Origin of the sequence: Pseudomonas sp. NFACC25, from assembly GCF_900100935.1 — a bacterium.
Lineage (GTDB): Bacteria > Pseudomonadota > Gammaproteobacteria > Pseudomonadales > Pseudomonadaceae > Aquipseudomonas > Aquipseudomonas marginalis.
Genome location: NZ_FMUC01000006.1, coordinates 301,672 through 325,321 on the forward strand (window position 1 = coordinate 301,672; position 23,650 = coordinate 325,321).

A 23,650-nucleotide genomic window follows, 5' to 3' on the forward strand; every position below is an offset into this window, starting at 1 on the left:
TACGTGGCCAAGGGACTGATGGGCGTTCCTGTTCAGGGCTGTGAGAACGTTGAGTGATTGTAAGTCTTTGCCTGGATTGGTCAGCGCAGGTTTTGTTGCGTGAAACGCTGCGCTGCCAAACGCCAGGCGTACGAGGGGTCCCTATCCCTGCGCGGCCAACCCGCCGATATACCCATGAGAATAGGGGGTCTTCGGTTTTACGATAAGCTTCTCCAGCCATGTTGGGTCCAGCGGGTCAATGGATTTGCCTCCCTCCAAAATCTTCACGTTTTCGCGGCTCAAGCGCTTCATGACTTCGCTCAACTTCTGTGTGTACTGGCTGGCTGGGCAGACGATATCTGCCCATGCATCGACAATCCAGGCATCCGCCCAAGCAGGTTCCGAGAAGTCTACTGTGGCTTGGGGGAGCGTGGAGGGGCCTCCGACGAAGGTGAACGCATGTGCATCCGAAGCGTGCCATTCGTAAGCGCTGCCACCGTTTTTTTCAATGATGTCCTTGGACAGCAGGGCCATTTCTCCGCAGTTGCCGGCGCCGGCTTTCAAGATCAGGTTCGGGCGGTTCAAGGCATGTTCCGGCACGGTTCTGCGTAACCATTCATTGGTCATGTTTGCCGCCTCTGCGCGTGCCATGTCCGCTTTTGAGCGGACCATATTGCCGGGCCCCAGCCCGGTTGCCTTCATGATGCGATCCACGCTGTTTTTTGCCTGTACTGCATAGAACTCGTTTTTTTGTCCTTGTGTCCAATCGGCGAAATTGTCGGGTGGGTCGACCTTGGTAACTTGATTCGGCCGCAACGCTATATCCGGTTTGCCTATCGCCCTGGTCCGCTGCAATTGGTAGATCACTTCACGCTGTTGTTCGTGAGTAAGGCCTTTACACGACGCTTTTAATTGATCGATGTCTTCTTTCTGGAAACCGGAACGCTCCAGCTCTTTAAAGGCGGAATCCAGTTTGGGCAACGCAATGAAGTTGGCATCAAACGGCATCTCAGTGACACCTTGCCGTGTACTGAATGCGTTGCGGTAACCCTCGACCAGAGAAAAGTCGTGGGGCGTGCATTTATTGAACGTCAGTTCGCCGGTGGAGGTGTCATTCAGCTTGGTGTAGTAAAACTCTGCGGTATCAGCCTCTATCACCAGGTATTTGGTTTTACTTGCTCCCCTCTCCACAATCACGCCTCGAAGTTCACGCTTGTCATTGCAGTCATCGCTGATTTTGTTGAGCGTGACCACACGGGTTTCCTTCGCAAACGAATCACTGGCGTGTGCGCCGGAAAAACCAAAATTGGGATCGTGTTTCAGGCTGCCGCTGATCTGCGATTTGTAGACGATGGGTTTGTTCTGAGGCATCGGGACCAGTTGGGGGCCCATATCGCCATCGACCATTTTGTATCGACGGCGCTCGAAAATGACAAATTGATCACGCCTCAACAAACCTGGCGTCGAGGGGAACAGGCGCTGGTGTTCAAGGGCTTGAAGTTCCCGACGCGATGTTTCGGCAACGATCTCTATTTCCTTGGAAAAGCACGTATCACTGGCCCCGCGCCTGACCTTGCCCTGTGCAACCGGAGGGGCTGGACAGATCGCTTCAAAGCCCTCCAGGGGCTTAAAGTGATCGGCTGATTCCAGATCGCTCAGCACGCCAGGGGTGCGGGTGTCGTAACGGTAGACCTTGCCCTCATTGACCAGATCAAAGCCATGGCTGCGGGGCAGGGTATAGGCATCGGCGGCCAGTGGTTTTTCCGTGACCAGTGCTTGAGTACCGTCCGAAAAGGTCTCTTGTCTCACGACTGAAGACGTATCAGAGACGAACCCTTCCAGGGCTGGCCCGTAAGCTGTCATGGTCTTGGCGTCGTAGGCGTACCATTCGCCATCTTGCCGCACCGCGGTGAGCCTGATCTGCTGAGCGCTGCCGGATTGAATAAGTGCACCGTCGGCCCTGTCGGCCGCCGCGCCCCATTCGCCGGCTGCTTGGTCCACAAGAGGGCTGCCCTGCATACGACTGACTGAGCCGAACGACTTCACGGTGCTGACGGCCGTCACGTCTTTGACCGCCATTGAGGCGACGCCTTTTTCGGCTGCAGATTCAACGACAGTTTCTCCAAATTTGACGGCTGCACCTTCGAAAGCCTCCGCGGCGACTGACCAAACCTTTCCTAATGCACCAGGGACGACAATGCTCAGCGCATCAACTAAGAGGTCCTGGCCGGCCTCGGCATAGTTGCCTTGGTAAAGGTCTTCGACGCTGCTGACGCCAGGGACCATGCGCGCCAGGGAACTGAGCCGTTGAAGAAACGTGGGGCCTTTGGTTTCCAGGGCGTTATAACCGTGGTTGATCGCCTTGTACTCGTCTTTGCGCAGGAAGTGCGAATCGACGCAGATAGTGGCGATTTTCCCGAGTTGCTCATTAAAGAACGCGGGCGCCGCGTTTGAGCGGGTGTCGCGGAATGTGGCCCGACCGTCATTTACCAGCTCCCCATTCACCAGCGTGCTCGGTGTGATGCGGTCGACAATGACCTTGGAGGTCTTTCCGTCTCGTGGCGCCGCCGCCGAATTGAAGGCGGCGAAGTCCAATGGCAATTCATGGGGGCCTTCATCGGCGCCGTCATAAATCTTGCCGAAATTCTTGTTCGTACCGCCCAGGGGCATGGGGTTCGGCAGATTCGATATTGTTTTTACCGTGCCGGCATCGGGGAAGACGGCTACGTCAGTGATGTTGCCGTTGTGTCCGGTCGCACGAAGCAGTAGGCCGTGGCTGCCTTTTTTACCGGTTTTGGCGCTGAGGTGTTGCCACGCACTGGTGTCTGATTCCCGAACGCTGTAGTACTCAATCCTGCCGTTGGCCAGATGGTTGCGGACCTCGGCCGGGAGCCTGGACAGCAGGTCCTTGATAATCACGATCGAGTGCGCGCGACGAGGGACGAAATCGCTTTCGATCGCTGCGTCGTACTGTGTATTGACGTCGGGCAATTGGTTCGCCTGATCATGCATTGCCTGGATAGGGATACGCGCATCCCTGGCTTCCCAGGCAGGAGTGGTCGAGCCACTTGTCAAACTATCGATCAGGTTTGTTGGCTTGTAGGTATCCCCCAATTGTTCGGCTTCATAGGCTTCGACCACGCTCGCCAGGGTGCCGTACAACTGATCGCTCTCTCTCCAGAGGCTGCGTTGTTCATAGGGGATTCCCTTGCCAAATTTCTGCTCGAGGTACTCAAGTGCCAGGGCGCGTCGGGTGGGCACAGGGTTATCCTTGATATAGCGTTTGGCCTCTGCCACAGCAGTGGTTTGTTCACCCAGTGCCTTGATACACGCTTGCAGCAGCTCTGGCGTGTACTCGTCATTGGCATTCCTGCCGATAACGCCATTGATGATCCCCCAATCAATCAGAGGGTTCATTTGCGCCCTGAGCAATTGCAGCTGTTCATGGGCGGAGAGAGGCTTGACCTTGTGGTAGTCCATCACTTGCTTGAAATTCATATGCCGCGTGGCGCCGGGCGCTATTTGTTCGATCCGGTTTACAGCCGTATGAAACATCGCCCATTGGGGTGTGCCCTGAACAAGGGACGGGGGCAGATCCTTGACCAGAAACTGCGGTGCGGCGCCCGACATCAGCAAATGCGCCGCAATCATTGCCTGCGGGGTTGGCACGTTGCCGGCGCCGGGATGATCAAGGTGGAGTGCAAGGCCTTGGCGTATTTCATGCGCAGGCCTGCCCCAGTTTTGCGCCTGCATGAAGTCATAACCCGCCACATGATTGCGCTGCGTGCCGGCCGCTGGATCAAGCTCCAGTACCCACGCGGTCAGTAGCCACTGCTTGAGACTGGTCGAAGTGACTGCACCCTTCATCTCGGTTTGCAGATTCGTGGCCAGTTCCAGGGCGCTGTCGCTGGACAGCAGTTGGTCCAGCGCTTGTGCAGGGCTGCTGCTGAGCTGAAGGGGTTGGGCACTCAGGTAGCTGAAGAGGTTGGGATGGGGGACGATGGATTGTTTCACGAACCTACTCACGGCTTCGCGTTGGGCCGTGCTCAGCGGAAGGTCCGTGGCCAGAAAACCCCAGTTGTTGCCCAATGTAGGAGCTTGCGGCGTAGGTGTCTGCAGTGCCAGTAACAGGTTATCGACCTGCGCTGCCGACGTGGCTCCAAACCAGCCCTGATCCGCCAGGAATTTCTGCACGGTCGTCTCGCCTTTAGGCCGATGGGACGAATCCGGGTCGACAATGAAGCGCGTGGTGTCGTCGTTAGAGAGGTTGCCCTGCTTGAGCTGATTGATCAGTGCATACCGATCGTTGCTGTCACCCAATGCGGTTTTTTGCTGGTTCAGCCAATTCACCATTTGTTCCGGGTGGTCGGGGCTCCTTGGGAACATCTTCATACTGTCCAGCTGCGTCATGCTGGTGTCGAATGCCTGGCTGCCGGGCTGCGTAGTGATGCCATAAAAGCGGCCTACCCAGTCCAGCGGCACGGTGTTGCTGCTGGCTTGAGACAGTGTGATCGGCCTTCCAGGCGTCGCAAATACCCTGGCGGCGCTGAGCACCGGCGCCAGCACGTCGAAATGCTCGGGGTGGTTTTTCGCAAAGTCGGCGACGGCAAAGCGCCGGTCAACGCCGTCGATTTTGCCGATCAGCGCCTCGCCATCGGGGTCAAAGCGCAGGGAGGTCAAATCAACCTTGTGTTTCTCGGCCCACTCGGTGAAACCACGCGCCTTGATGGCTTTGTCCAGGTAGCTGCACCATTGGCCGAGCAGGCTGTCAGCAGGGATCGGTCCGATCATCCTCGTCGAGGCTTGGGCGGGATTGTTTTTCAGCCCGTGCATTGCGCGATACGTGGCGGTGGCCAGTGCGCTTTCGGCGCTGGCCAGGGCGTCTTGCGGGGAGGGTGCGCTCTCCACCGTCGCGCTGAGCCCCGACTCCACAGCGGCCGCCAGGGTTTCAAGTTCAGAGCCGGTAGTGGGCGTGTCGGCAAGCTGTTGGGTGATGGCGTATTGGCGCTCACGTACAGCCGTATACCAGGTGCTGTCCGCGTGGGGGGCTGTGAATGCCTTGAAACCGTTGTTACCGGTCATCTCGATACTTCGGTCGAGAAGCGAGACCAGGGCGGGTAGGCCGTTTTGTTGACGAGGTATCTCTTCCTTGTAAAACCACATGACCTCATACAGTGATGCGGAGGGTGGGGAGGGGTATCGAACGGGGCGTTCCGCTCCAGCCGCCATCTGCCGGATTGCATCGGCTATTTCTGCCCAGACGCCACCCCAGCCCGAAAGATCGTTCGGCTTAAAGAGGGTGTCCTTGCCATTCACCTTGCCTGTCAGCTCACCGGTGACGGGGTGGATACGAACGCTGCGGGCCTCAACGTTGTTTTCTTGGGCAAAGGTGGTAAAGGCACTGCCGGTCAACGCATCCAGGAGGTTTTTGCGCACCTGGTTGAACGTCGAATACTTCGGAACCTCTTTGAGCACCGGTGGGAAATCGTCGCCTTCGATTCGCAATTGAGGTGTGAGTTTCAGCATGGCCTGGCTGCACTGTTGTGCCAGGGCTCGATCGGCTTCCTGGACCTTTTGCTCCACGCTTGAGGGTTTGAACTGCTCGAGGCGCAGTTTCAATTGATCCGGCGGCAAATCCATGATCCGTTGGCCGGCTTCTCGCTGTCGCTGTTTGACCGGCGCGTAAACCGTGGCGTAGTTCGGATCGGTAGTGTTGAACGCGTGGAAGTTGCCCTCGCTCAGCAGTTGTCCGATGGCAAGCAAGGTGTGATCGCTTTCGATTTGGCCCAGTTGCAAGCCGTAGAAAGCGGCGACGTTGAAGGCCGACGCTTGATTGCGCCCATGGAAATCAACGGCCAGCGAGGTGTCCCCGGCGATCCTTTTGACTGCGGCCAATACCGCCCCTGACGCGGCTGCCCAGCGGGCGTCGTTACCCAGGGAGAAGTCGGCAGGCGGCTCCTTGCCTGTTTCGATCAGGCGGCCTTCGGGAGTCATGGTCAGTTGGGAGAGATCGAGCTTCCTGGCCTCGGCAAACGATTTGAACGGTTCCGAGTGCAGCGCGTCAGCCAGTTCCGTCCAGGCGTGGCCGAAGGTGGAGTCGGCCGGGATGGTCACCTTGTCCTCGGCATCGCCGGAGTGACCTTTCTCGACGGCAAGCCGTTGGCGCATCAAGCTATTGGCGACGCCTATGGCCAATTGTCGGTCACCGTTTTCAACCAAGGCTTCGGCGAACTGGCGAACGGGTGCAATGCGTGGGGCGGAGGTTGATGAAATATCACGGCGCTTTCGGCTCAGGCGCGGCGGGGCAGGGTAAGTGTTTGGTGCACTGGGCGAGGCGCCATCCAGTATTTCCTGAATAAGCTGGGCATAGGTTTTTTGCGGATTGATTGCGCTGGACTGGTTGAGTCGCTGTCCCACCTCGTTGTGCAGCGCTACATCCGTCAGCGGTTCACGTGTGTTCTTGATCAACTGGCTGATTTGTTCGTCCAGGCTGGACTGTTCTTTGGTGACCGCAAACCTGAGCAACTGCTCGATGCGCGTGCGGTCTGGCAACGGTATATCACTCGCTTGGGCGCTCGCCCGCATGGGTTGAGCGCCGTTCAAGCGTTTAAGAAACAGCTCGATGACTTGGGGTGTCACTGACCCGGCAGGTTTTGTGGGCAGATTCAGTTCCTTTGGAATGAAGAAACCTGGCGTGTGCGACGGCCGAACATTGATCATGGAACTACCCTATGCCTGCGTAGATTGAGTTCCCCTCTTGCTGGTTAAACGAGAGAGGCACTTCGCTAAGTGGCCTGGGGCTTGTTCCACGTTCCTGTTTGGGGTGGGAATTGCCGACACGCTTTGTAAGTACCTGTTTAGTTAGGTGCTGGGTCAGGCCAGGTTTTGTTCCGTCAGACGCTGAACTGCCAAACGGCGGTAGTGAGAGGGGGTCATGCCCTTGAGCTGCTGAAAGCGCCGGTTGAAGTTGGAAATGTTGTTGAAACCCGACTCGAAACACACATCCGTCACGGCCTTGTCGCCATCGGCCAGCAGCTCGCAGGACTTGCTGATGCGCAGCCGATTTACAAACTCGATAAACGTGCGCCCGGTCGCCTGCTTGAACACCCGGGAAAAGTACGTCGGCTTCATCCCCAGGTGCTCCGCCACTTCCTCCAGGGGCAACTCGCGCGCGTAGTGGGCGAAAATGTAGTCCACCGCGCGGTTGGTGCGGTCGATACTGTGTTCATCCGCCAGTTGCGGCGTGGTCACGCCGGACAGCAACTGGTAGTCCTCACAGCTGCTCAACACTTCCAGCAGGATAAAGAAGTGCCCCAGGCGCGCCATGCCCCGGGCATCTTCGATACGCTGCATCAGGGTCATGGCCTGGGCGATGGTTTTCTTGCAGCGAAACTCGATGCCGGACTGCGCGCGCTCCAGCATGGGTGTCAAGGTCTTGAGCTCGGCGAAAATATGGCTGCCCTGCTCGAACAGCTCATCGGTGAAGTTCACCAGCATGTCGCGCTTGGGCACCACTTCGTCTTCCTCCACCTGGCTGATCCAGTTGTGGGGCAGGTTGGGCCCTGTGAGGAACAGGCTTTCCGGATAGAAGTTGCCGATATAGTCGCCGATAAACACCTTGCCGGAACTGGCGACGATCAGGTGCAGTTCGTATTCCTTGTGGAAATGCCAGCGCACCAGCGGGCAGGGGAAACCATGCTGGCGATAGATGATGGACAGGCCGTTGTGATCGTCCATCAGCTCGTAGGAAGGGTCAGTGATACGCGTTGCTCGGGTCATGCTGCCGTCGCTTTATTGTGGTTGCTGCTGGGGATAATGCCCCCTCGCGCACGACCTCGCCAGCGCCGCGGTTCACAGGCTACGGTTTTTCGCCTCGATCCACTGGGACATGTACTGCGTACTTTTATGGGCATGGTGGCGCAGCATGCTGCCGGTGAAGTTGCTGCGGCGATGGGCGGCGAGGTGGCTGCGGCAGTGTTGCAGGCACTCCACCAGTGCAGGCCCGTGGACAGTGCGGTCATAACGGCCGGCAATCAGTTGGCGCCCATCCTGCTGGGCCTGGGTCCAGCGTTCGCGATCCTGATAAAGCGCCACGGCCGCCGCCGCCAGGGCTTCGGCGCATTGCTCGATGGCGCCGGGCCATGGCCGCTCGTCGCCCATGGCCTCGGCGCCGATGGGGGTGGTGATATTGGGGGTGCCGCAGAGCATCGCATCGGCCAGCTTGCCCTTGATACCCGCGCCAAAGCGCAGGGGCGCCAGGCAGATGCGCGCGGCGCTCATCACTTGCAGGGCATCTTCGGCCCAGTTCATCACATGAAAGCCCTGCGCCGGGTTGTGCAGGGCGGTGGCCTTGGGCGGGGTGTAGGCGCCGTAGATATGCAGCTGGGCACCGGGCAATTGCTGGCGAATCAATGGCCAGACGCTGTTCTTCATCCACAGTACGGCGTCCCAGTTCGGCGCATGGCGGAAGTTACCGATGCTGAGGAAGTGTGCACGCTCTTCGAACGGTACGAAGGCCTCGGTTGGCGGCGTCATCATCAGCGGGCACCAGTGGAGCAGGGCGGCGGGCAGCTTGAACTGTTCGGTGAGCAGGCGGATTTCCACGTCGGAGATCATCAGGCTGATGTCGCAGCGGTAAATCGCGGCGATTTCGCGCTTGGCCAGGTCGGTGTCGGCCATCAGTTGGAACGCCTCCTCCAGGGCCGGGGCGAACAGCGCGCTGAAGTCGTCGCTGCCCGGGTGGGCCTTGAGGTGCGCCTTGAGGCGCTGCTGACGGGCGTCGCGCAGGCTTTGCAGGTCGGAGGTCTCCAGCACGCGCAGGGCGTCGGGGCAACACTTCTCCACGCGCCAGCCAAACTGTTCTTCCATCATGAAACGGTCGAACAGCACGATATCCGGGGCCAGTTCGCGGATAAAATCGTCGAAACTGCTGTTATTGAGCTCAATCGCGCATTCGGCGATGCCCAGCGCCAGCAGGTCGGCCTTGTGCTCGCCCAGTGCTGCCGGGCTGCTGAAGGTAATATCCCAACCTTGCGTAAGAAAAGTTTCGAGGATCTGTATCATATGCCCGCCCGCGGCCGAGGAACGGGGCTCCGGCCAGACATAACCAATGACCAGGACTTTGGTGGCGGGCTGATTCATTAACAACGGTTTCCTTGGAGGGCAGGCGCAAAGCGCGCAATTAAACCACAACCGCGTGGCATGACAATTTGTGTCTGGCGGTAGGTAGCCACGGTACTTTGTGGTTAACTTCCGCCTCTCGAATTCGTTTAACCAAAACCCAGCATAAGGATTCTGTTCATGGCTCAAGTCACTCTTCGCGGTAACCCTGTCCAGGTTGAAGGCGAATTGCCGAAAGTCGGCTCTGAAGCAGCCGACTTCACCCTGACCGCCGGCGATCTGTCGGATGCAACCCTGGCTACCTTTGCCGGCAAGCGCAAAGTGCTGAATATCTTCCCAAGCGTCGACACCCCGACCTGCGCCACGTCGGTACGCAAGTTCAACGCCCAGGCCAACGAACTGAACAACGCCGTCGTACTGTGTATCTCCACCGACCTGCCATTCGCCCAGGCGCGTTTCTGCGGCGCCGAAGGCCTGGAAAACGTGAAGAACCTGTCGGACTTCCGTGACCCTGGTTTTGCCGTCGATTACGGCGTAGCGATTGCCGATGGCCCGCTCAAAGGCCTGACCGCCCGTGCGGTCGTGGTGCTGGACGAAAACAACACCGTGCTGCACAGCGAACTGGTTTCGGAAATCGGCCAGGAGCCGAACTACGAAGCGGCCCTGGCTGTTTTGAAGTAACTGTTTCGGCGCGTTACTGTCGTTTTGCAGTAACACCCGTAAGACATGATTGCGGCCTGGCCTAGTCCAGGCCGTTTTCATTTGTGGCTCAGACGTTTAGCGAAATAGCCCGCAGACTAAGCCGCAGAAGTTAAAAGTTGTAAGCCCAAGGTAAATAGCCGGTAAAGGCGCTTTTCTTAACGCGCTCCAGTGCTTATCTTTCAGCCTCCCGAAGAAGAAGCTCTCGCGCCCAATGGTTGATCACTCCATGCAATCCTCCCCCCGCAACTCCCGCCGCTGGCTGTTCGGCCTGCTCGTGCTGCTGGTTATCGCCGGCCTGTGCTGGAAATTCTGGCCAGGCGGCGGCGCCCACAAAGACGCACCGGCCGGGCATACCGGTAAAACCGGCATGGCGCGCCCGGGGTTCGGCGGGTCCACCGGCCCGGTGCCGGTGCGTGTAGCGCCGGCGGTGCTGGGGGAGTTCCCGGTGTACTACAAGGCCTTGGGCACGGTCACCGCGCTCAATACCATCAATGTGCGCAGCCGGGTGGGTGGCGAGCTGGTCAAGATCGCCTTTGAAGAAGGGCAGATGGTCAAGGCCGGCGACCTGCTGGCCGAGATCGACCCGCGCAGCTACCAGAATGCCTTGCTCCAGGCCCAGGGCACGCTGATGCAGAACCAGGCCCAGTTGAAAAACGCCCAGGTCGACGTGCAGCGTTATCGCGACCTGTACGCCCAGGACAGTATCGCCAAGCAGACCCTGGACACCGCCGAAGCGCTGGTCCTGCAATACCAGGGCACGGTCAAGACCAACCAGGGCGCGGTGGACGACGCCAAGCTCAACCTCGAGTTCACCAAGATCCGCGCGCCTATCAGTGGTCGCGTCGGCTTGCGCCAGGTCGATGTGGGCAACCTGGTGGCGGCCAACGACACCACCTTCCTTGCGGTGATCACCCAGACCCAACCGATCAGCGTGGCCTTCACCCTGCCGGAAAACACCCTGGAAACCGTGCTCGCCCGTTATCACGCCGGCAACAAGCTGCCCGTGGAAGCCTGGGACCGTGGCGACGTCAAGCGCCAGGCCACTGGTGTGCTGCAAAGCCTGGACAACCAGATCGACGTCACCACCGGCACCCTGAAATTCAAGGCGCGTTTCGATAACAAGGACCAGGCGCTGTTCCCCAACCAGTTCGTCAACGTGCATTTGCTCGCCGATACCTTGCACAACGTGGTGCTGGCGCCGTCCGCCGCGATTCAGTTCGGCAACACCGGTACCTTTGTCTACAAGCTCGATGGCGACAAGAAGGTCAAGGTCCAGCCGCTGGTGGTGGGTGACACCGATGGCGACAACACTGTTATCAAGGAAGGCCTGGTCGCCGGCGACCGTGTGGTGCTGGAAGGCACCGACCGCCTCAAGGACGGCAGCGAGATCGAAGTGGTCAACGACAGCGGCGAAGTGCCGACGACGCCCACCGAACACCTGCAAGGCAAGCCGGCGGCTAAAGGGGAGACCGGCACCACCGCCGGCAAGGCGCAAAAGGTCGGTTCATGAACCTGTCGCGGCTGTTTATCCTTCGCCCGGTCGCCACCACGCTGAGCATGCTGGCGATTGTTTTGGCCGGCATTATTTCCTACCGCTTGTTGCCGGTCTCGGCGCTGCCCCAGGTGGATTACCCGACCATCCGGGTGATGACCCTGTACCCCGGTGCCAGCCCCGATGTGATGACCAGCGCGGTCACCGCGCCCCTTGAGCGCCAGTTCGGGCAGATGCCCGGCCTGACCCAGATGGCGTCCACCAGTTCCGGCGGCGCCTCGGTGCTGACCCTGCGTTTCAACCTCGACATCAATATGGATGTCGCCGAGCAACAGGTGCAGGCCGCGATCAACGCCGCCACCAACCTGCTGCCCAAGGATTTGCCGGCGCCGCCGGTGTACAACAAGGTCAACCCCGCGGATACCCCGGTGCTGACCCTGGCCATCACCTCCAAGACCATGCTGCTGCCCAAGCTCAATGACCTGGTCGACACACGCATGGCGCAGAAAATCGCGCAGATCAGCGGCGTCGGCATGGTCAGCATCGCCGGTGGCCAGCGCCAGGCCGTGCGCATCAAGGTCAACCCCGAAGCCCTGGCGGCCAACGGCTTGAACCTCTCCGATGTGCGCACCCTGATCGCCGCGTCCAACGTCAACCAGCCCAAGGGTAACTTCGACGGCCCCACGCGGGTGTCGATGCTCGATGCCAACGACCAGTTGGTGTCGCCCCAGCAATACGCCGAGCTGATCCTGGCCTACAACAATGGCGCGCCTTTGCGCCTCAAGGATGTGGCGCAGATCGTCGACGGAGCCGAAAACGAACGCCTTGCCGCCTGGGCCAATGAAAACCAGGCCGTACTCCTCAATATCCAGCGCCAGCCGGGCGCCAACGTGATCGAGGTGGTCGACCGCATCAAGGCGCTGCTGCCGAGCATCACCGACAACCTGCCGGCCGGCCTCGACGTGACGGTGCTGACCGATCGCACCCAGACCATCCGCGCCTCGGTCACCGATGTGCAGCACGAATTGCTGATCGCCATCGCCCTGGTGGTGATGGTGACGTTCCTGTTCCTGCGGCGGGTCAGCGCCACGATCATTCCGTCGATTGCCGTGCCGCTGTCGCTGGTGGGCACCTTCGGGGTGATGTACCTGGCCGGGTTCTCCATCAATAACCTGACGCTGATGGCCCTGACCATTGCCACCGGTTTCGTGGTGGACGATGCCATCGTGATGCTGGAGAACATTTCCCGCTATATCGAGGAAGGCGAGACGCCGCTGGCTGCTGCGCTCAAGGGCGCCAGGCAAATCGGCTTCACCCTGATTTCCCTGACCCTGTCACTGATCGCCGTATTGATCCCGCTGCTGTTCATGGCTGACGTGGTGGGACGGCTGTTCCGCGAATTTGCCATCACCCTGGCGGTGGCGATCCTGATTTCCCTGGTGGTGTCCCTGACGCTCACGCCGATGATGTGCGCGCGTTTGCTCAAGCGCGAACCCAAGGAAGAAGAGCAGAGCCGTTTCTACAAGGCCAGCGGCGCCTGGATCGATTGGCTGATCGAAGCCTACGGGCGCAAGTTGCAATGGGTGCTCAGGCACCAGCCGTTGACCCTGTTGGTGGCCATCGCGACCCTGGGCCTTACGGTGGTGCTGTACCTGGTGGTGCCCAAGGGCTTTTTCCCGGTGCAGGACACCGGGGTGATCCAGGGTATTTCCGAAGCGCCGCAGTCGATTTCATTCGCCGCCATGAGCCAGCGCCAGCAGGAACTGGCGCAGATCATCCTCACCGACCCGGCGGTGCAAAGCCTGTCGTCCTATATCGGCGTGGATGGCGATAACGCCACCCTCAACAGCGGCCGCTTGCTGATCAACCTCAAGCCCCACGGCCAGCGCGACTTGAGCGCGGCCCAGGTGATCACGCGCCTGCAACCGCTAATCGACAAGCTGGTGGGCATCCGCCTGTTCATGCAGCCGGTGCAGGACCTGACCATCGAAGACCGTGTGAGCCGCACCCAGTATCAATTCAGCATGTCCTCGCCGGACGCCGACCTGCTGGCCCTGTGGAGCGGCAAGCTGGTGCACGCACTGAGCCAGATGCCGGAACTCACCGACGTCGCCAGCGACCTGCAGGACAAGGGCCTGCAGGTGTACCTGGTGATCGACCGCGATGCGGCCTCGCGCCTGGGCGTCAGTGTGTCGACCATCACCGACGCACTGTATGACGCGTTCGGCCAGCGGCAGATTTCCACCATCTACACCCAGGCCAGCCAGTACCGCGTGGTCTTGCAGGCCCAGTCGGGGGAAACCCTGGGCCCGGCGGCGCTGAACCAGATCCATGTGAAGACCACCGACGGCGGCCAGGTGCGCCTGTCCAGCCTGGCCCATGTGGAACAGCGCCAGGCGCAGTTGGCGATTGCGCACATCGGCCAGTTCCCGGCGGTGATGATGTCGTTCAACCTGGCCCCCGGCGTTGCCCTGGGCAAAGGCGTGGAGCTGATCAACCAGGCGCAGAAGGACATTGGCATGCCGGTGGGCGTGCAGACCCAGTTCCAGGGCGCGGCCCAGGCGTTCGAAGCGTCGCTGTCGAGCACCTTGCTGCTGATCCTGGCGGCGGTGGTCACCATGTACATCGTGCTGGGTGTGCTCTACGAGAGCTATATCCACCCGATCACCATTCTCTCGACCTTGCCCTCGGCCGCGGTGGGGGCCTTGCTGGCCTTGCTGCTCAGTGGCAACGACCTGGGCATGATCGCGATCATCGGCATCATCCTGCTGATCGGTATCGTCAAGAAGAACGCGATCATGATGATCGACTTCGCCCTCGACGCCGAACGCAACCAGGGCCTGGACCCGCAGACCGCGATCTACCAGGCGGCGCTGCTGCGCTTCCGGCCGATCCTGATGACTACCCTGGCCGCCCTGTTCGGTGCAGTGCCGTTGATGCTCGCCACCGGCTCCGGTGCCGAACTGCGCCAGCCCCTGGGCCTGGTGATGGTCGGCGGCCTGCTGGTGAGCCAGGTGTTGACGCTGTTCACCACGCCGGTGATCTACCTGTATTTCGATCGCCTCGGCCGCCGCTGGCGCAAAGAGCCGCAAAGCCTGGAGCCGGTTGAGTCATGAACCTGTCCGGACCTTTCATTCGCCGGCCGGTAGCGACCCTGCTGCTGAGCCTGGCGATCATGTTGCTGGGCGGGGTCAGCTTCAACCTGCTGCCGGTGTCGCCGCTGCCACAGATCGATTTCCCGGTGATCGTGGTCTCGGCCAGCCTGCCCGGCGCCAGCCCCGAGGTGATGGCCTCCACGGTGGCCACGCCGCTGGAGCGTTCCTTCGGCGCGATTGCCGGCATCACCACCATGAGCAGCTCGTCGAGCCAGGGCTCCACCCGGGTGATCCTGGCGTTCGACTCCGACCGTGATATCAACGGTGCCGCGCGGGAAGTGCAGGCGGCGATCAACGCCTCGCGCAACCTGCTGCCCAGCGGCATGCGCAGCATGCCCACCTACAAGAAGATCAACCCGTCCCAGGCACCGATCATGGTGCTGTCGCTGACCTCGGACGTGTTGCAGAAGGGCCAGTTGTACGACCTGGCCTCGACCATCCTCTCCCAAAGCCTGTCCCAGGTGCCGGGCGTGGGCGAGGTGCAGATCGGCGGCAGCTCCCTGCCGGCGGTGCGCATCGAGCTGGAGCCCAAGGCCCTCGACCAGTACGGCGTGGCCCTGGACGACGTGCGCAACACCATCGCCGCTGCCAACCAGCGTCGGCCCAAGGGCTCCCTGGAAGACAGTGAGCGCAACTGGCAGATCCAGGCCAACGACCAGCTGGAAAAGGCCAAGGACTACGAGCCGCTGCTGATTCGCTACCAGGACGGCGCCGCCCTGCGACTCAAGGATGTGGCGAAGATCAGCGACGGCGTGGAAGACCGCTACAACAGTGGCTTCTTCAACAATGATTCGGCGGTGCTGCTGGTGATCAACCGCCAGTCCGGCGCCAACATCATCGAGACCGTCAGGCAGATCAAGGCGCAACTGCCGGCGTTGCAGGCGGTGCTGCCGTCCAGCGTCAAGCTCAGCCTGGCCATGGACCGCTCGCCGGTGATCACCGCGACCCTGCATGAAGCCGAGATGACCCTGCTGATTGCGGTGGGGCTGGTGATCCTGGTGGTGTACCTGTTCCTCGGCAACTTCCGCGCCTCGCTGATTCCAACCCTGGCGGTGCCGGTGTCGCTGGTGGGCACGTTCGCGATCATGTACCTGTACGGGTTCTCACTGAACAACTTCTCGCTGATGGCGCTGATCCTGGCCACCGGCCTGGTGGTGGACGATGCCATCGTGGTGCTGGAGAACATTTCCCGGCATATCGACGCGGGCGTGCCGCCGATGAAGGCCGCTTACCTGGGCGCCGAGGAAGTCGGTTTTACCTTGCTGTCGATGAACGTATCGCTGGTGGCGGTGTTCCTCTCGATCCTGTTCATGGGCGGGATCGTCACCAACCTGTTCCGCGAGTTTTCCATCACCTTGTCGGCGGCGATCATCGTGTCGCTGATCGTGTCGCTGACGTTGACGCCGATGCTCTGCGCCCGTTGGCTCAAGCCCCACGTGAAAGGGCAGATGACCGGCCTGCAGCGCTGGAGCCAGAAGATCAACGACCGCATGGTGGCCGGCTACGCCACCAGCCTGGACTGGGTGCTGCGCCATCGCCGCCTGACCTTGCTCAGCCTGCTGCTGACCATTGGCGTGAACGTGGCGCTGTACGTGGTGGTCCCGAAAACCTTTATGCCGCAACAGGACACCGGCCAATTGATCGGCTTTGTGCGCGGGGACGACGGCCTGTCGTTCAGCGTCATGCAACCGAAGATGGAAATCTTCCGCAAGGCGGTGCTCAACGACCCGGCGGTGCTCAGCGTGGCCGGCTTTATCGGCGGCAACAACGGTACCAACAACGCGGTGATGCTGGTCCGCCTCAAGCCCATCAGCGAACGCAAGGTGTCCGCCCAGGCGGTGATCGAGCGCCTGCGCAAGGATGTGCCGCTGGTGCCGGGCGGGCGCCTGTTCCTGATGGCCGACCAGGACCTGCAATTCGGCGGCAGCCGTGACCAGACCAGCGCGCAGTATTCCTACATCCTGCAAAGCGGCGACCTGGCCGCGCTGCGCCTGTGGTACCCGAAAGTGGTCGCGGCGCTGCGTGAGCTGCCGGAGCTGACCGCCATCGACGCCCGCGAAGGCCGGGGCGCGGCCCAGGTCACGCTGATTGTCGACCGTGACCAGGCCAAGCGCCTGGGCATCGACATGGACATGGTCACTGCGGTGCTCAACAACGCCTACAGCCAGCGGCAGATTTCCACCATCTACGACAGCCTCAACCAGTACCAGGTGGTGATGGAGGTCAACCCCAAATATGCCCAGGACCCGATCACCCTCAACCAGATGCAGGTGATCACCTCCAGCGGCGCGCGGGTGCCGTTGTCGACCATTGCCCATTACGAGAACAGCCTGGCGGACGACCGCGTCAGCCACGAAGGCCAGTTCGCCTCGGAAAACATCGCCTTCGACATGGCCCCCGGGGTCACGGTGGAGCAGGGCACGGCGGCCATCGAGCGGGCGATTGCCAAGGTCGGCCTGCCGGAAGATGTGATCGCCAAGATGGCCGGCACCGCCGATGCCTTTGCGGCCACGCAGAAGGGCCAGCCGTTCATGATCCTCGGCGCGCTGGTGGCGGTGTACCTGGTGCTCGGCATTCTGTATGAGAGCTACATTCATCCGCTGACGATCCTCTCGACCCTGCCGTCGGCCGGCGTCGGCGCGATGCTTGCCATCTACCTGACGGGAGGGGAGTTCAGCCTGATTTCCCTGCTCGGCCTGTTCCTGTTGATCGGGGTGGTGAAGAAGAACGCGATCCTGATGATCGACCTGGCGTTGCAGCTGGAACGCAACGATGGCCTGGGCCCGCTGGAATCGATTCGCAGCGCCTGCCTGTTGCGTCTGCGGCCGATCCTGATGACCACCCTGGCGGCCATCCTCGGCGCCTTGCCGTTGCTGCTGGGCACCGGCGATGGCGCGGAAATGCGCCATCCCCTGGGCCTGACCATCATTGGCGGCCTGATTTTCAGCCAGGTCCTGACCCTCTACACCACCCCGGTGGTTTACCTCTATCTCGACCGCGCGCGCCACCGCTTCAACGCCTGGCGCGGTGTGCGTACCGATGCTGCCCTGGACACTGCGCTATGACCGATTCAACCTTCGCCAAATTGGCCATGACCCGGGGTTCCCGTGTTGCGAGCCTGGTGCTTTGCGGCGCACTGCTCAGCGCTTGCGCCGTCGGCCCCGATTACCATCGCCCGGAAGTCACTGAACCCGCGCAGTTCAAGGAGGCCCAGGGCTGGCGCCAGGCCGCGCCGAGTGATTCCCTGGCCCGTGGCGCCTGGTGGGAGCTGTACGGCGATCGCCAACTCAACGACCTGGTGCTGCGCCTGAATAATTCCAACCAGACCGTGGCCCAGGCCGAAGCGCGTTTTCGCCAGGCCCAGGCCCTGGTGCGCAGCTCACGCGGGGCGTTTTACCCCAGCGTCGACCTGAGCGCGGGTAAAACCCGCGCCAGCCAGGGCACCGGCAGCAGCAGCGCCAGCCTCAGCAGTTCCAGCAGCGGGATCCGTGACACCCTCAACGCGCAGCTCGGCGTGAGCTGGGAAGCCGATATCTGGGGCAAATTGCGCCGTGGCCTGGAGGCCAACGAGGCCAGCGCCGAAGCCAGCTCGGCAGACTTGGCCGCGATGCGCCTGAGCCAACAATCGGAACTGGTGCAAAGCTACCTGCAACTGCGGGTCATGGACGAGCAGACCCGCCTGCTGCAAGCCACGCTGGACACCTACCAGCGCTCCCTGCAAATGACCGAAAACCAGTACCGCGCCGGTGTCTCCGGCAAGGACGCGGTGGCCCAGGCGCAAACCCAGCTCAAGACCACCCAGGCCAGCCTGATCGACCTGATCTGGCAACGCGCCCAACTGGAAAACGCCATCGCCGTGTTGATCGGCGAGGCACCGGCCAACTTCAACCTGGCGGTGAGCAAGGACATCCCGGCCCTGCCGCAGATTCCGGTCAGCCTGCCGTCGCAATTGCTTGAACGGCGCCCGGACATCGCCTCGGCCGAACGCTCGGTGATCGCCGCCAACGCCAATATCGGCGTAGCCAAGGCCGCCTATTACCCGGACCTGACGCTGAGCCTGGCCGGCGGCTATTCCAGCAGCACCTATGCCGACTGGATCAGCCTGCCGAACCGCTTCTGGTCGGTCGGGCCGAAACTGGCCATGACCCTGTTCGACGGCGGCCAGCGCTCGGCGGAAGTCGACCGCACCGTGGCGTCCTACGACGAAACCGTGGCCAAGTACCGCCAGACCGTGCTCGACGGCTTCCGTGAAGTGGAAAACTACATGGTCCAGCTCAAGCTGCTGGAAGACGAGGCGGTGGTCAGCAACGAAGCCCTCGAGGCCGCCCGAGAATCGCTGCGCTTGACCCAGAACCAGTACAAGGCCGGGCTGATTGCCTATCTGGATGTGGTGACTGTCCAGGCCACGGCGCTGAGCAACGAGCGCACCGTGTTGACCCTGTTGCAGAGCCGCCTGGTGGCCAGCGTGCAATTGATCGCCGCGCTGGGCGGTGGCTGGGATGGGCAGACGCCGATTGCCGAGAAGGATTGATCGATCGTTACCATGTGCGTGGGAACGCAGTGTGCGGGTAATTTCAGTCAGTAGATTGGCGTCAAATTGCCACTAATGGCCCTCTGATAATTAATCAACTGTCCAAGAATTATTCTCGCTACAATCGCCCGCTTTGCCACTTGGCACGGGCGTTTCGGGTCCGTTGCCCACGAGAAGTCCCATGCTTATCGGTAGCTATTCCCCTTCGCTGGTCGCGATCTCGCTGTTTGTCGCGATCCTCGCTTCCTACACCGCCCTGGACCTTACCGGCCGCATCGCGACCGCCAAGGGGCGCGCTGTGTATTTATGGATAGCCGGCGGGGCCATGGCGATGGGGGTAGGCGTCTGGTCCATGCACTTTATCGGCTTGCTGGCGTTGCGCCTGCCGTTTGCCTTGGGCTTTGATATCGGTATCACCGCGCTGTCGTTGTTGATCGCGGTATTGTCCTGCGGCTTTGCATTATGGCTGGTCAGCCAAGCGCGTTTGCCTGCCTGGCAACTGGCGTTTGGCGCGCTGGTCATGGGCAGCGGTATTGCCACCATGCACTACACCGGCATGGCCGCGATGCGCATGACGCCGGGCATCGACTATGACCCCACGCTATTTGGCCTATCGTTGCTGATCGCGGTGGTGGCGTCCGGCGCCGCGCTGTTGATTGCGTTCAACCTGCGCCGCAACACGCCTTACGTACGCCTGGCCCGTGGTGGTGCGGCGGTGGTGATGGGCTTTGCAATCGTCGGCATGCATTACACCGGCATGGCGGCCGCACGCTTTGCCGATGAAAGCTACTGCGCCGCCGTGCTGGACGGTTTGAGTGGCAAGGGCCTGGATAACCTGGTGTTGGTGACGACCCTGGCGGTACTGGCCATCGCGTTGCTGACGTCGTTGCTCGACGCGCGCCTGGAAGCCCGCACTGCGGTGCTCGCCGACTCACTGACCCAAGCCAACCAGGAACTGACCCACCTGGCCCTGCACGATATGCTCACCGGCCTGCCCAATCGCACCTTGCTGGCCGATCGTATTCAACAGGCCATCGAGGCGGTAAAGGAGCAGGGCGGTTGCTTTGCCCTGATGTTCATCGACCTGGATGGCTTCAAGCCGGTCAACGATGCTTTTGGCCATCACATGGGCGACCAGTTGTTGCGCGAAGTCGGCCTGCGCCTGCGCGAAGACCTGCGCAGTCACGACACCCTGGCGCGCATCGGCGGCGATGAGTTTGTATTGCTGGTGCAGTTGACCCAGCCCGACGATGCCCTCGGCCTTGCCGAACGCCAGGTGGTGCTGATCAACCGCGCGTTCCAGGTGGCCGAGCATGAGCTGAAGATTTCCGCCAGCGTCGGCATCGCCATGTTCCCGGGCAATGGCAACACCCCCCAGGAACTGCTGATGAACGCCGACGCCGCCATGTACCATGCCAAGGGCATGGGCAAGAACGGCTACAGCTTCTTTGATGTGTCGATGAACACCAATGCGCGCAAGCAATTGCAGCTGCTGCAAGACCTGCGCAATGCCCTTGAGCACGAGCAGTTCCGGCTGTATTACCAGCCCAAGTTTGATGCGATCAGTGGGATCCCGGTGGGCGCCGAAGCGCTGGTGCGCTGGGAGCATCCGCAACAAGGCTTGTTGTTGCCGGCGACCTTTATCGAACTGGCGGAAAAAACCGGCCTGATCATCCCCATCGGCGAATGGGTGCTCAATGAAGCCTGTCGCCAAATGAGCCTGTGGTACGCCCAGGGTTATGAGCACTGGCGCATTGCGGTGAACTTGTCGGCGTTGCAGTTTTGCCACGCCGGGCTGGTCAACAGCGTGGCCGGCGCCCTGGCGCGGCACCGGTTGCCGGCCAACAGCCTGACCCTGGAAATCACCGAAACCACCGCGATGAGCGATGCCGATGCGAGCATGACGGTGTTGCAGCAGCTGTCGGACATGGGCGTGGACCTGTCCATCGACGATTTCGGCACGGGCTACTCCAGCCTGATGTACCTCAAGCGCCTGCCGGCCAACGAGTTGAAGATCGACCGTGGTTTTGTGCGTGACCTGGAGCATGACAGCGACGACGCCGCCATCGTGTCTGCCATTGTTGCCTTGGGCCAGGCGCTGGGGCTGCGAATCGTCGCCGAAGGTGTGGAAACCGATGTGCAGCAGAGTTTTCTCACACGGTTGGGGTGCAACTCCCTGCAAGGCTACCTGCTCGGCCACCCGTTGCCGGCGGACGGTTTCATGGACCATATCCAGCGCGGTGAAGACGCAGCGGCGCCTGACAAAAGCCGTGCGTGACGGTTAGTATCGGATCCAACCCTAAACACCAGGTTGGATCAGGAGACCGCACGCATGGACAAAGTCCTCATCATCACCGGGGGCAGCCGTGGTATCGGCGCCGAGACGGCATTGCTGGCTGCCCGCGAGGGCTATCGCCTCTGCATCAACTATCACTCCGATGAAAAAGCCGCCCACAGCGTGCTCGAGCAGGTTCGCGGCCTCGGTGCCCAGGCGATTGCGGTGCGCGCGGATGTCAGTATCGAAGATGAAGTGATTGCGCTGTTTCATCGTGTGGACGCCGAACTGGGCCGGGTCACCGCGTTGGTGAACAATGCCGGCACCGTGGGTCACAAGTCGCGGGTGGATGAGATGTCCGAGTTCCGCATCCTGAACATTCTCAAGACCAATGTGCTCGGTCCGATCCTGTGTGCCAAGCACGCGGTGCTGCGGATGTCGCCCAAGCATGGCGGGCAGGGAGGCAGTATCGTCAACGTGTCGTCGGTGGCCGCACGCCTGGGTTCGCCGGGTGAATACGTCGACTACGCCGCATCCAAGGGCGCACTCGACACCTTCACCCTGGGCCTGTCCAAAGAAGTGGCGGGCGAGGGCATCCGCGTCAATGCGGTGCGCCCCGGCTACATCTTCACCGACTTCCATGCCCTGAGCGGCGACCCGGACCGGGTCAGCAAGCTCGAATCCGGTATTCCCATGGCCCGTGGCGGGCGGCCGGATGAAGTGGCGGAAGCGATTATCTGGCTGCTGTCGGACAAGGCTTCGTATGCCACGGGGACTTTTCTGGATTTGGGTGGCGGTCGCTAGTGATGCAGTGCCTGCACCGGCGCCATCGGGGGTAAGCCCCCTCCCACACTGAGCGTATTCACAGCCCAAAATGTGGGAGTGGGCTTGCCCCCGATGGCGTCAGAAAGCGCAACGCCATCACTCAAAACGACCGCACAATCCGCCCCAACGTCTCCATCGCCTTCTCCGAGGCCTCGGTCCACGGGCTGCCGTAGTTCAGGCGAATACAGTTGCGAAAGCGCTGGGTCGCCGAAAAGATCGGCCCCGGCGCAATGCTGATGCCTTGCGCCAGGGCCATCTGGAACAACTTCAACGAATCGGTCTGCTCCGGCAATTCCAACCACAGGAAATACCCGCCGGCCGGCTGGCTCACCCGTGTCTGCGCCGGGAAGTAGCGGGCGATCGCCGCCAGCATGGCGCTTTGCTGTTCTTCCAGGGCATAACGCAGTTTGCGTAAATGCCGGTCATAGCCGCCGTGTTGCAGGTAGTCGGCAATCGCCGCTTGCGCCGGCATCGAGGGGCACAGCGAGGTCATCAGCTTCAAGCGCTCGACCTTCTGGGCGTAGCGCCCGGCCGCCACCCAGCCGACGCGATAGCCCGGCGCCAGGCTCTTGGCGAAGGAGCCGCAGTGCATCACCAGGCCTTCGGTGTCGAAGGCCTTGGCCGGCTTGGGTGCCTGCTGCCCGTAGTACAACTCGGCGTACACGTCGTCCTCGATCAACGGCACCTGATGGCTGCGCAATAACTCGACCAGCGCCTGCTTCTTTGCTTCCGGCAATGTCGCGCCCATGGGGTTCTGGAAGCTGGTCATGGTCCAGCAGGCCTTGATCGGGTAGCGCTCCAGGGTTTGCGCCAGGGCACCCAGGTCGATGCCGTCGCGCGGGTGCACGGGGATTTCCACCGCCTTGAGCTTCAGGCGTTCCAGCACTTGCAGGCAGGCGTAGAACGCCGGGGCCTCGATCGCCACCAGGTCGCCCGGTTCGGTGACCGCCTGCAGGCACAGGTTCAACGCTTCCAGGGCGCCGTTGGTGATCAGCAGCTCCTCCATGGGCAGCATCAGGCCGCCGACCATATAGCGCAGGGCAATCTGCCGACGCAGTTGCGGGTTGCCCGGCGACATGTCGGTGACCACCAGGCGCGGGTCCATCTCGCGGCTGGCGCTGGCCAGGGAGCGGGCCAGGCGCGGCAGCGGGAACAGCATGGGGCTGGGGAAGGCCGAGCCGAAGGGCACGGTGTTGGGGTCTTTGATCGAATCGAGTACCGAGAACACCAGTTCGCTGACATCGACTTCGGTGGACTCATGCACCTGCTCGCTCACCACCGGTTCGGAGAACGGGCTGGGTGCATGGGTGTTGACGAAATAGCCGGAGCGCGGCCGTGCCCGGATCAGCCCGCGACGCTCCAACAGGTAGTAGGCCTGGAACACCGTGGACGGGCTGACGCCATAGGTCTGGCTGGCATAGCGCACCGACGGCACACGCTGGCCGGGGCCGAGCACGCCGGAGCGGATCAGTTCTGCGATGTCGTCGGCGAATTTTTCGTAGCGTTTCATGTTGGCCTTAAACAAATAGGTAATATGAGTGCAGCCCCTCTCACATTTGATCTGCATCATT

At 61.4% G+C, this 23,650-nt stretch carries 11 protein-coding genes; 7 read left to right on the top strand and 4 right to left on the bottom strand.

Features of this window, described 5'->3' with window-relative positions; all coding sequences use genetic code 11:
• Positions 1 to 141: 141 nt before the first annotated feature.
• The 3 genes from BLQ09_RS16620 to BLQ09_RS16630 form a co-directional block, all read right to left on the bottom strand.
• Complete coding sequence (locus tag BLQ09_RS16620) at positions 142 to 6,699, bottom strand: hypothetical protein (RefSeq protein WP_139202119.1); 6,558 nt, start codon at positions 6,697 to 6,699, stop codon at positions 142 to 144.
• A 153-nt stretch (positions 6,700 to 6,852) separates the two neighbouring features.
• The gene (locus BLQ09_RS16625; RefSeq protein WP_027606399.1) at positions 6,853 to 7,758 is read right to left on the bottom strand and encodes an AraC family transcriptional regulator; all 906 of its coding nucleotides are present in this window, start codon (positions 7,756 to 7,758) and stop codon (positions 6,853 to 6,855) included.
• A gap of 72 nt (positions 7,759 to 7,830) precedes the next feature.
• Positions 7,831 to 9,120 (bottom strand): glycosyltransferase, encoded by a 1,290-nt coding sequence (locus BLQ09_RS16630; protein WP_027606398.1) that lies wholly within the window; start codon positions 9,118 to 9,120, stop codon positions 7,831 to 7,833.
• 159 nt (positions 9,121 to 9,279) lie between these two features.
• Here BLQ09_RS16630 and tpx point away from each other — a divergent pair, with 159 nt between their 5' ends.
• The 7 genes from tpx (at position 9,280) to BLQ09_RS16665 (ending at position 22,058) form a co-directional block, all read left to right on the top strand.
• On the top strand, positions 9,280 to 9,780 hold the full coding sequence (tpx, locus tag BLQ09_RS16635; protein ID WP_027606397.1) for a thiol peroxidase: 501 nt from the start codon (positions 9,280 to 9,282) through the stop codon (positions 9,778 to 9,780).
• 232 nt (positions 9,781 to 10,012) lie between these two features.
• Positions 10,013 to 11,311, top strand: coding sequence for an MdtA/MuxA family multidrug efflux RND transporter periplasmic adaptor subunit (locus BLQ09_RS16640; RefSeq protein WP_092357855.1), 1,299 nt, complete (start codon positions 10,013 to 10,015; stop codon positions 11,309 to 11,311).
• Positions 11,308 to 14,409 carry an MdtB/MuxB family multidrug efflux RND transporter permease subunit gene (locus BLQ09_RS16645; protein WP_092357857.1) on the top strand — a complete coding sequence of 1,034 codons (3,102 nt, stop codon included), beginning with the start codon at positions 11,308 to 11,310 and terminating at the stop codon, positions 14,407 to 14,409. The genes BLQ09_RS16640 and BLQ09_RS16645 overlap by 4 nt, the downstream gene beginning before the upstream one ends.
• Complete coding sequence (locus BLQ09_RS16650; RefSeq protein WP_027606394.1) at positions 14,406 to 17,513, top strand: efflux RND transporter permease subunit; 3,108 nt, start codon at positions 14,406 to 14,408, stop codon at positions 17,511 to 17,513. Before BLQ09_RS16645 ends, BLQ09_RS16650 begins: the two co-directional genes overlap by 4 nt.
• On the top strand, positions 17,510 to 18,979 hold the full coding sequence (locus BLQ09_RS16655) for an efflux transporter outer membrane subunit (RefSeq protein ID WP_027606393.1): 1,470 nt from the start codon (positions 17,510 to 17,512) through the stop codon (positions 18,977 to 18,979). The genes BLQ09_RS16650 and BLQ09_RS16655 overlap by 4 nt, the downstream gene beginning before the upstream one ends.
• 181 nt (positions 18,980 to 19,160) lie before the next feature.
• Positions 19,161 to 21,257 carry a putative bifunctional diguanylate cyclase/phosphodiesterase gene (locus BLQ09_RS16660; RefSeq protein WP_027606392.1) on the top strand — a complete coding sequence of 699 codons (2,097 nt, stop codon included), beginning with the start codon at positions 19,161 to 19,163 and terminating at the stop codon, positions 21,255 to 21,257.
• A 54-nt stretch (positions 21,258 to 21,311) separates the two neighbouring features.
• Complete coding sequence (locus tag BLQ09_RS16665; RefSeq protein ID WP_027606391.1) at positions 21,312 to 22,058, top strand: SDR family oxidoreductase; 747 nt, start codon at positions 21,312 to 21,314, stop codon at positions 22,056 to 22,058.
• A gap of 121 nt (positions 22,059 to 22,179) precedes the next feature.
• Here the strand turns inward: BLQ09_RS16665 and mapR are convergent, their stop codons facing one another.
• Positions 22,180 to 23,589: a GntR family transcriptional regulator MpaR gene (gene mapR, locus BLQ09_RS16670; RefSeq protein WP_027606390.1), complete on the bottom strand. Its 1,410-nt coding sequence runs from the start codon at positions 23,587 to 23,589 to the stop codon at positions 22,180 to 22,182.
• Between the last annotated feature and the right edge of the window lie 61 nt (positions 23,590 to 23,650).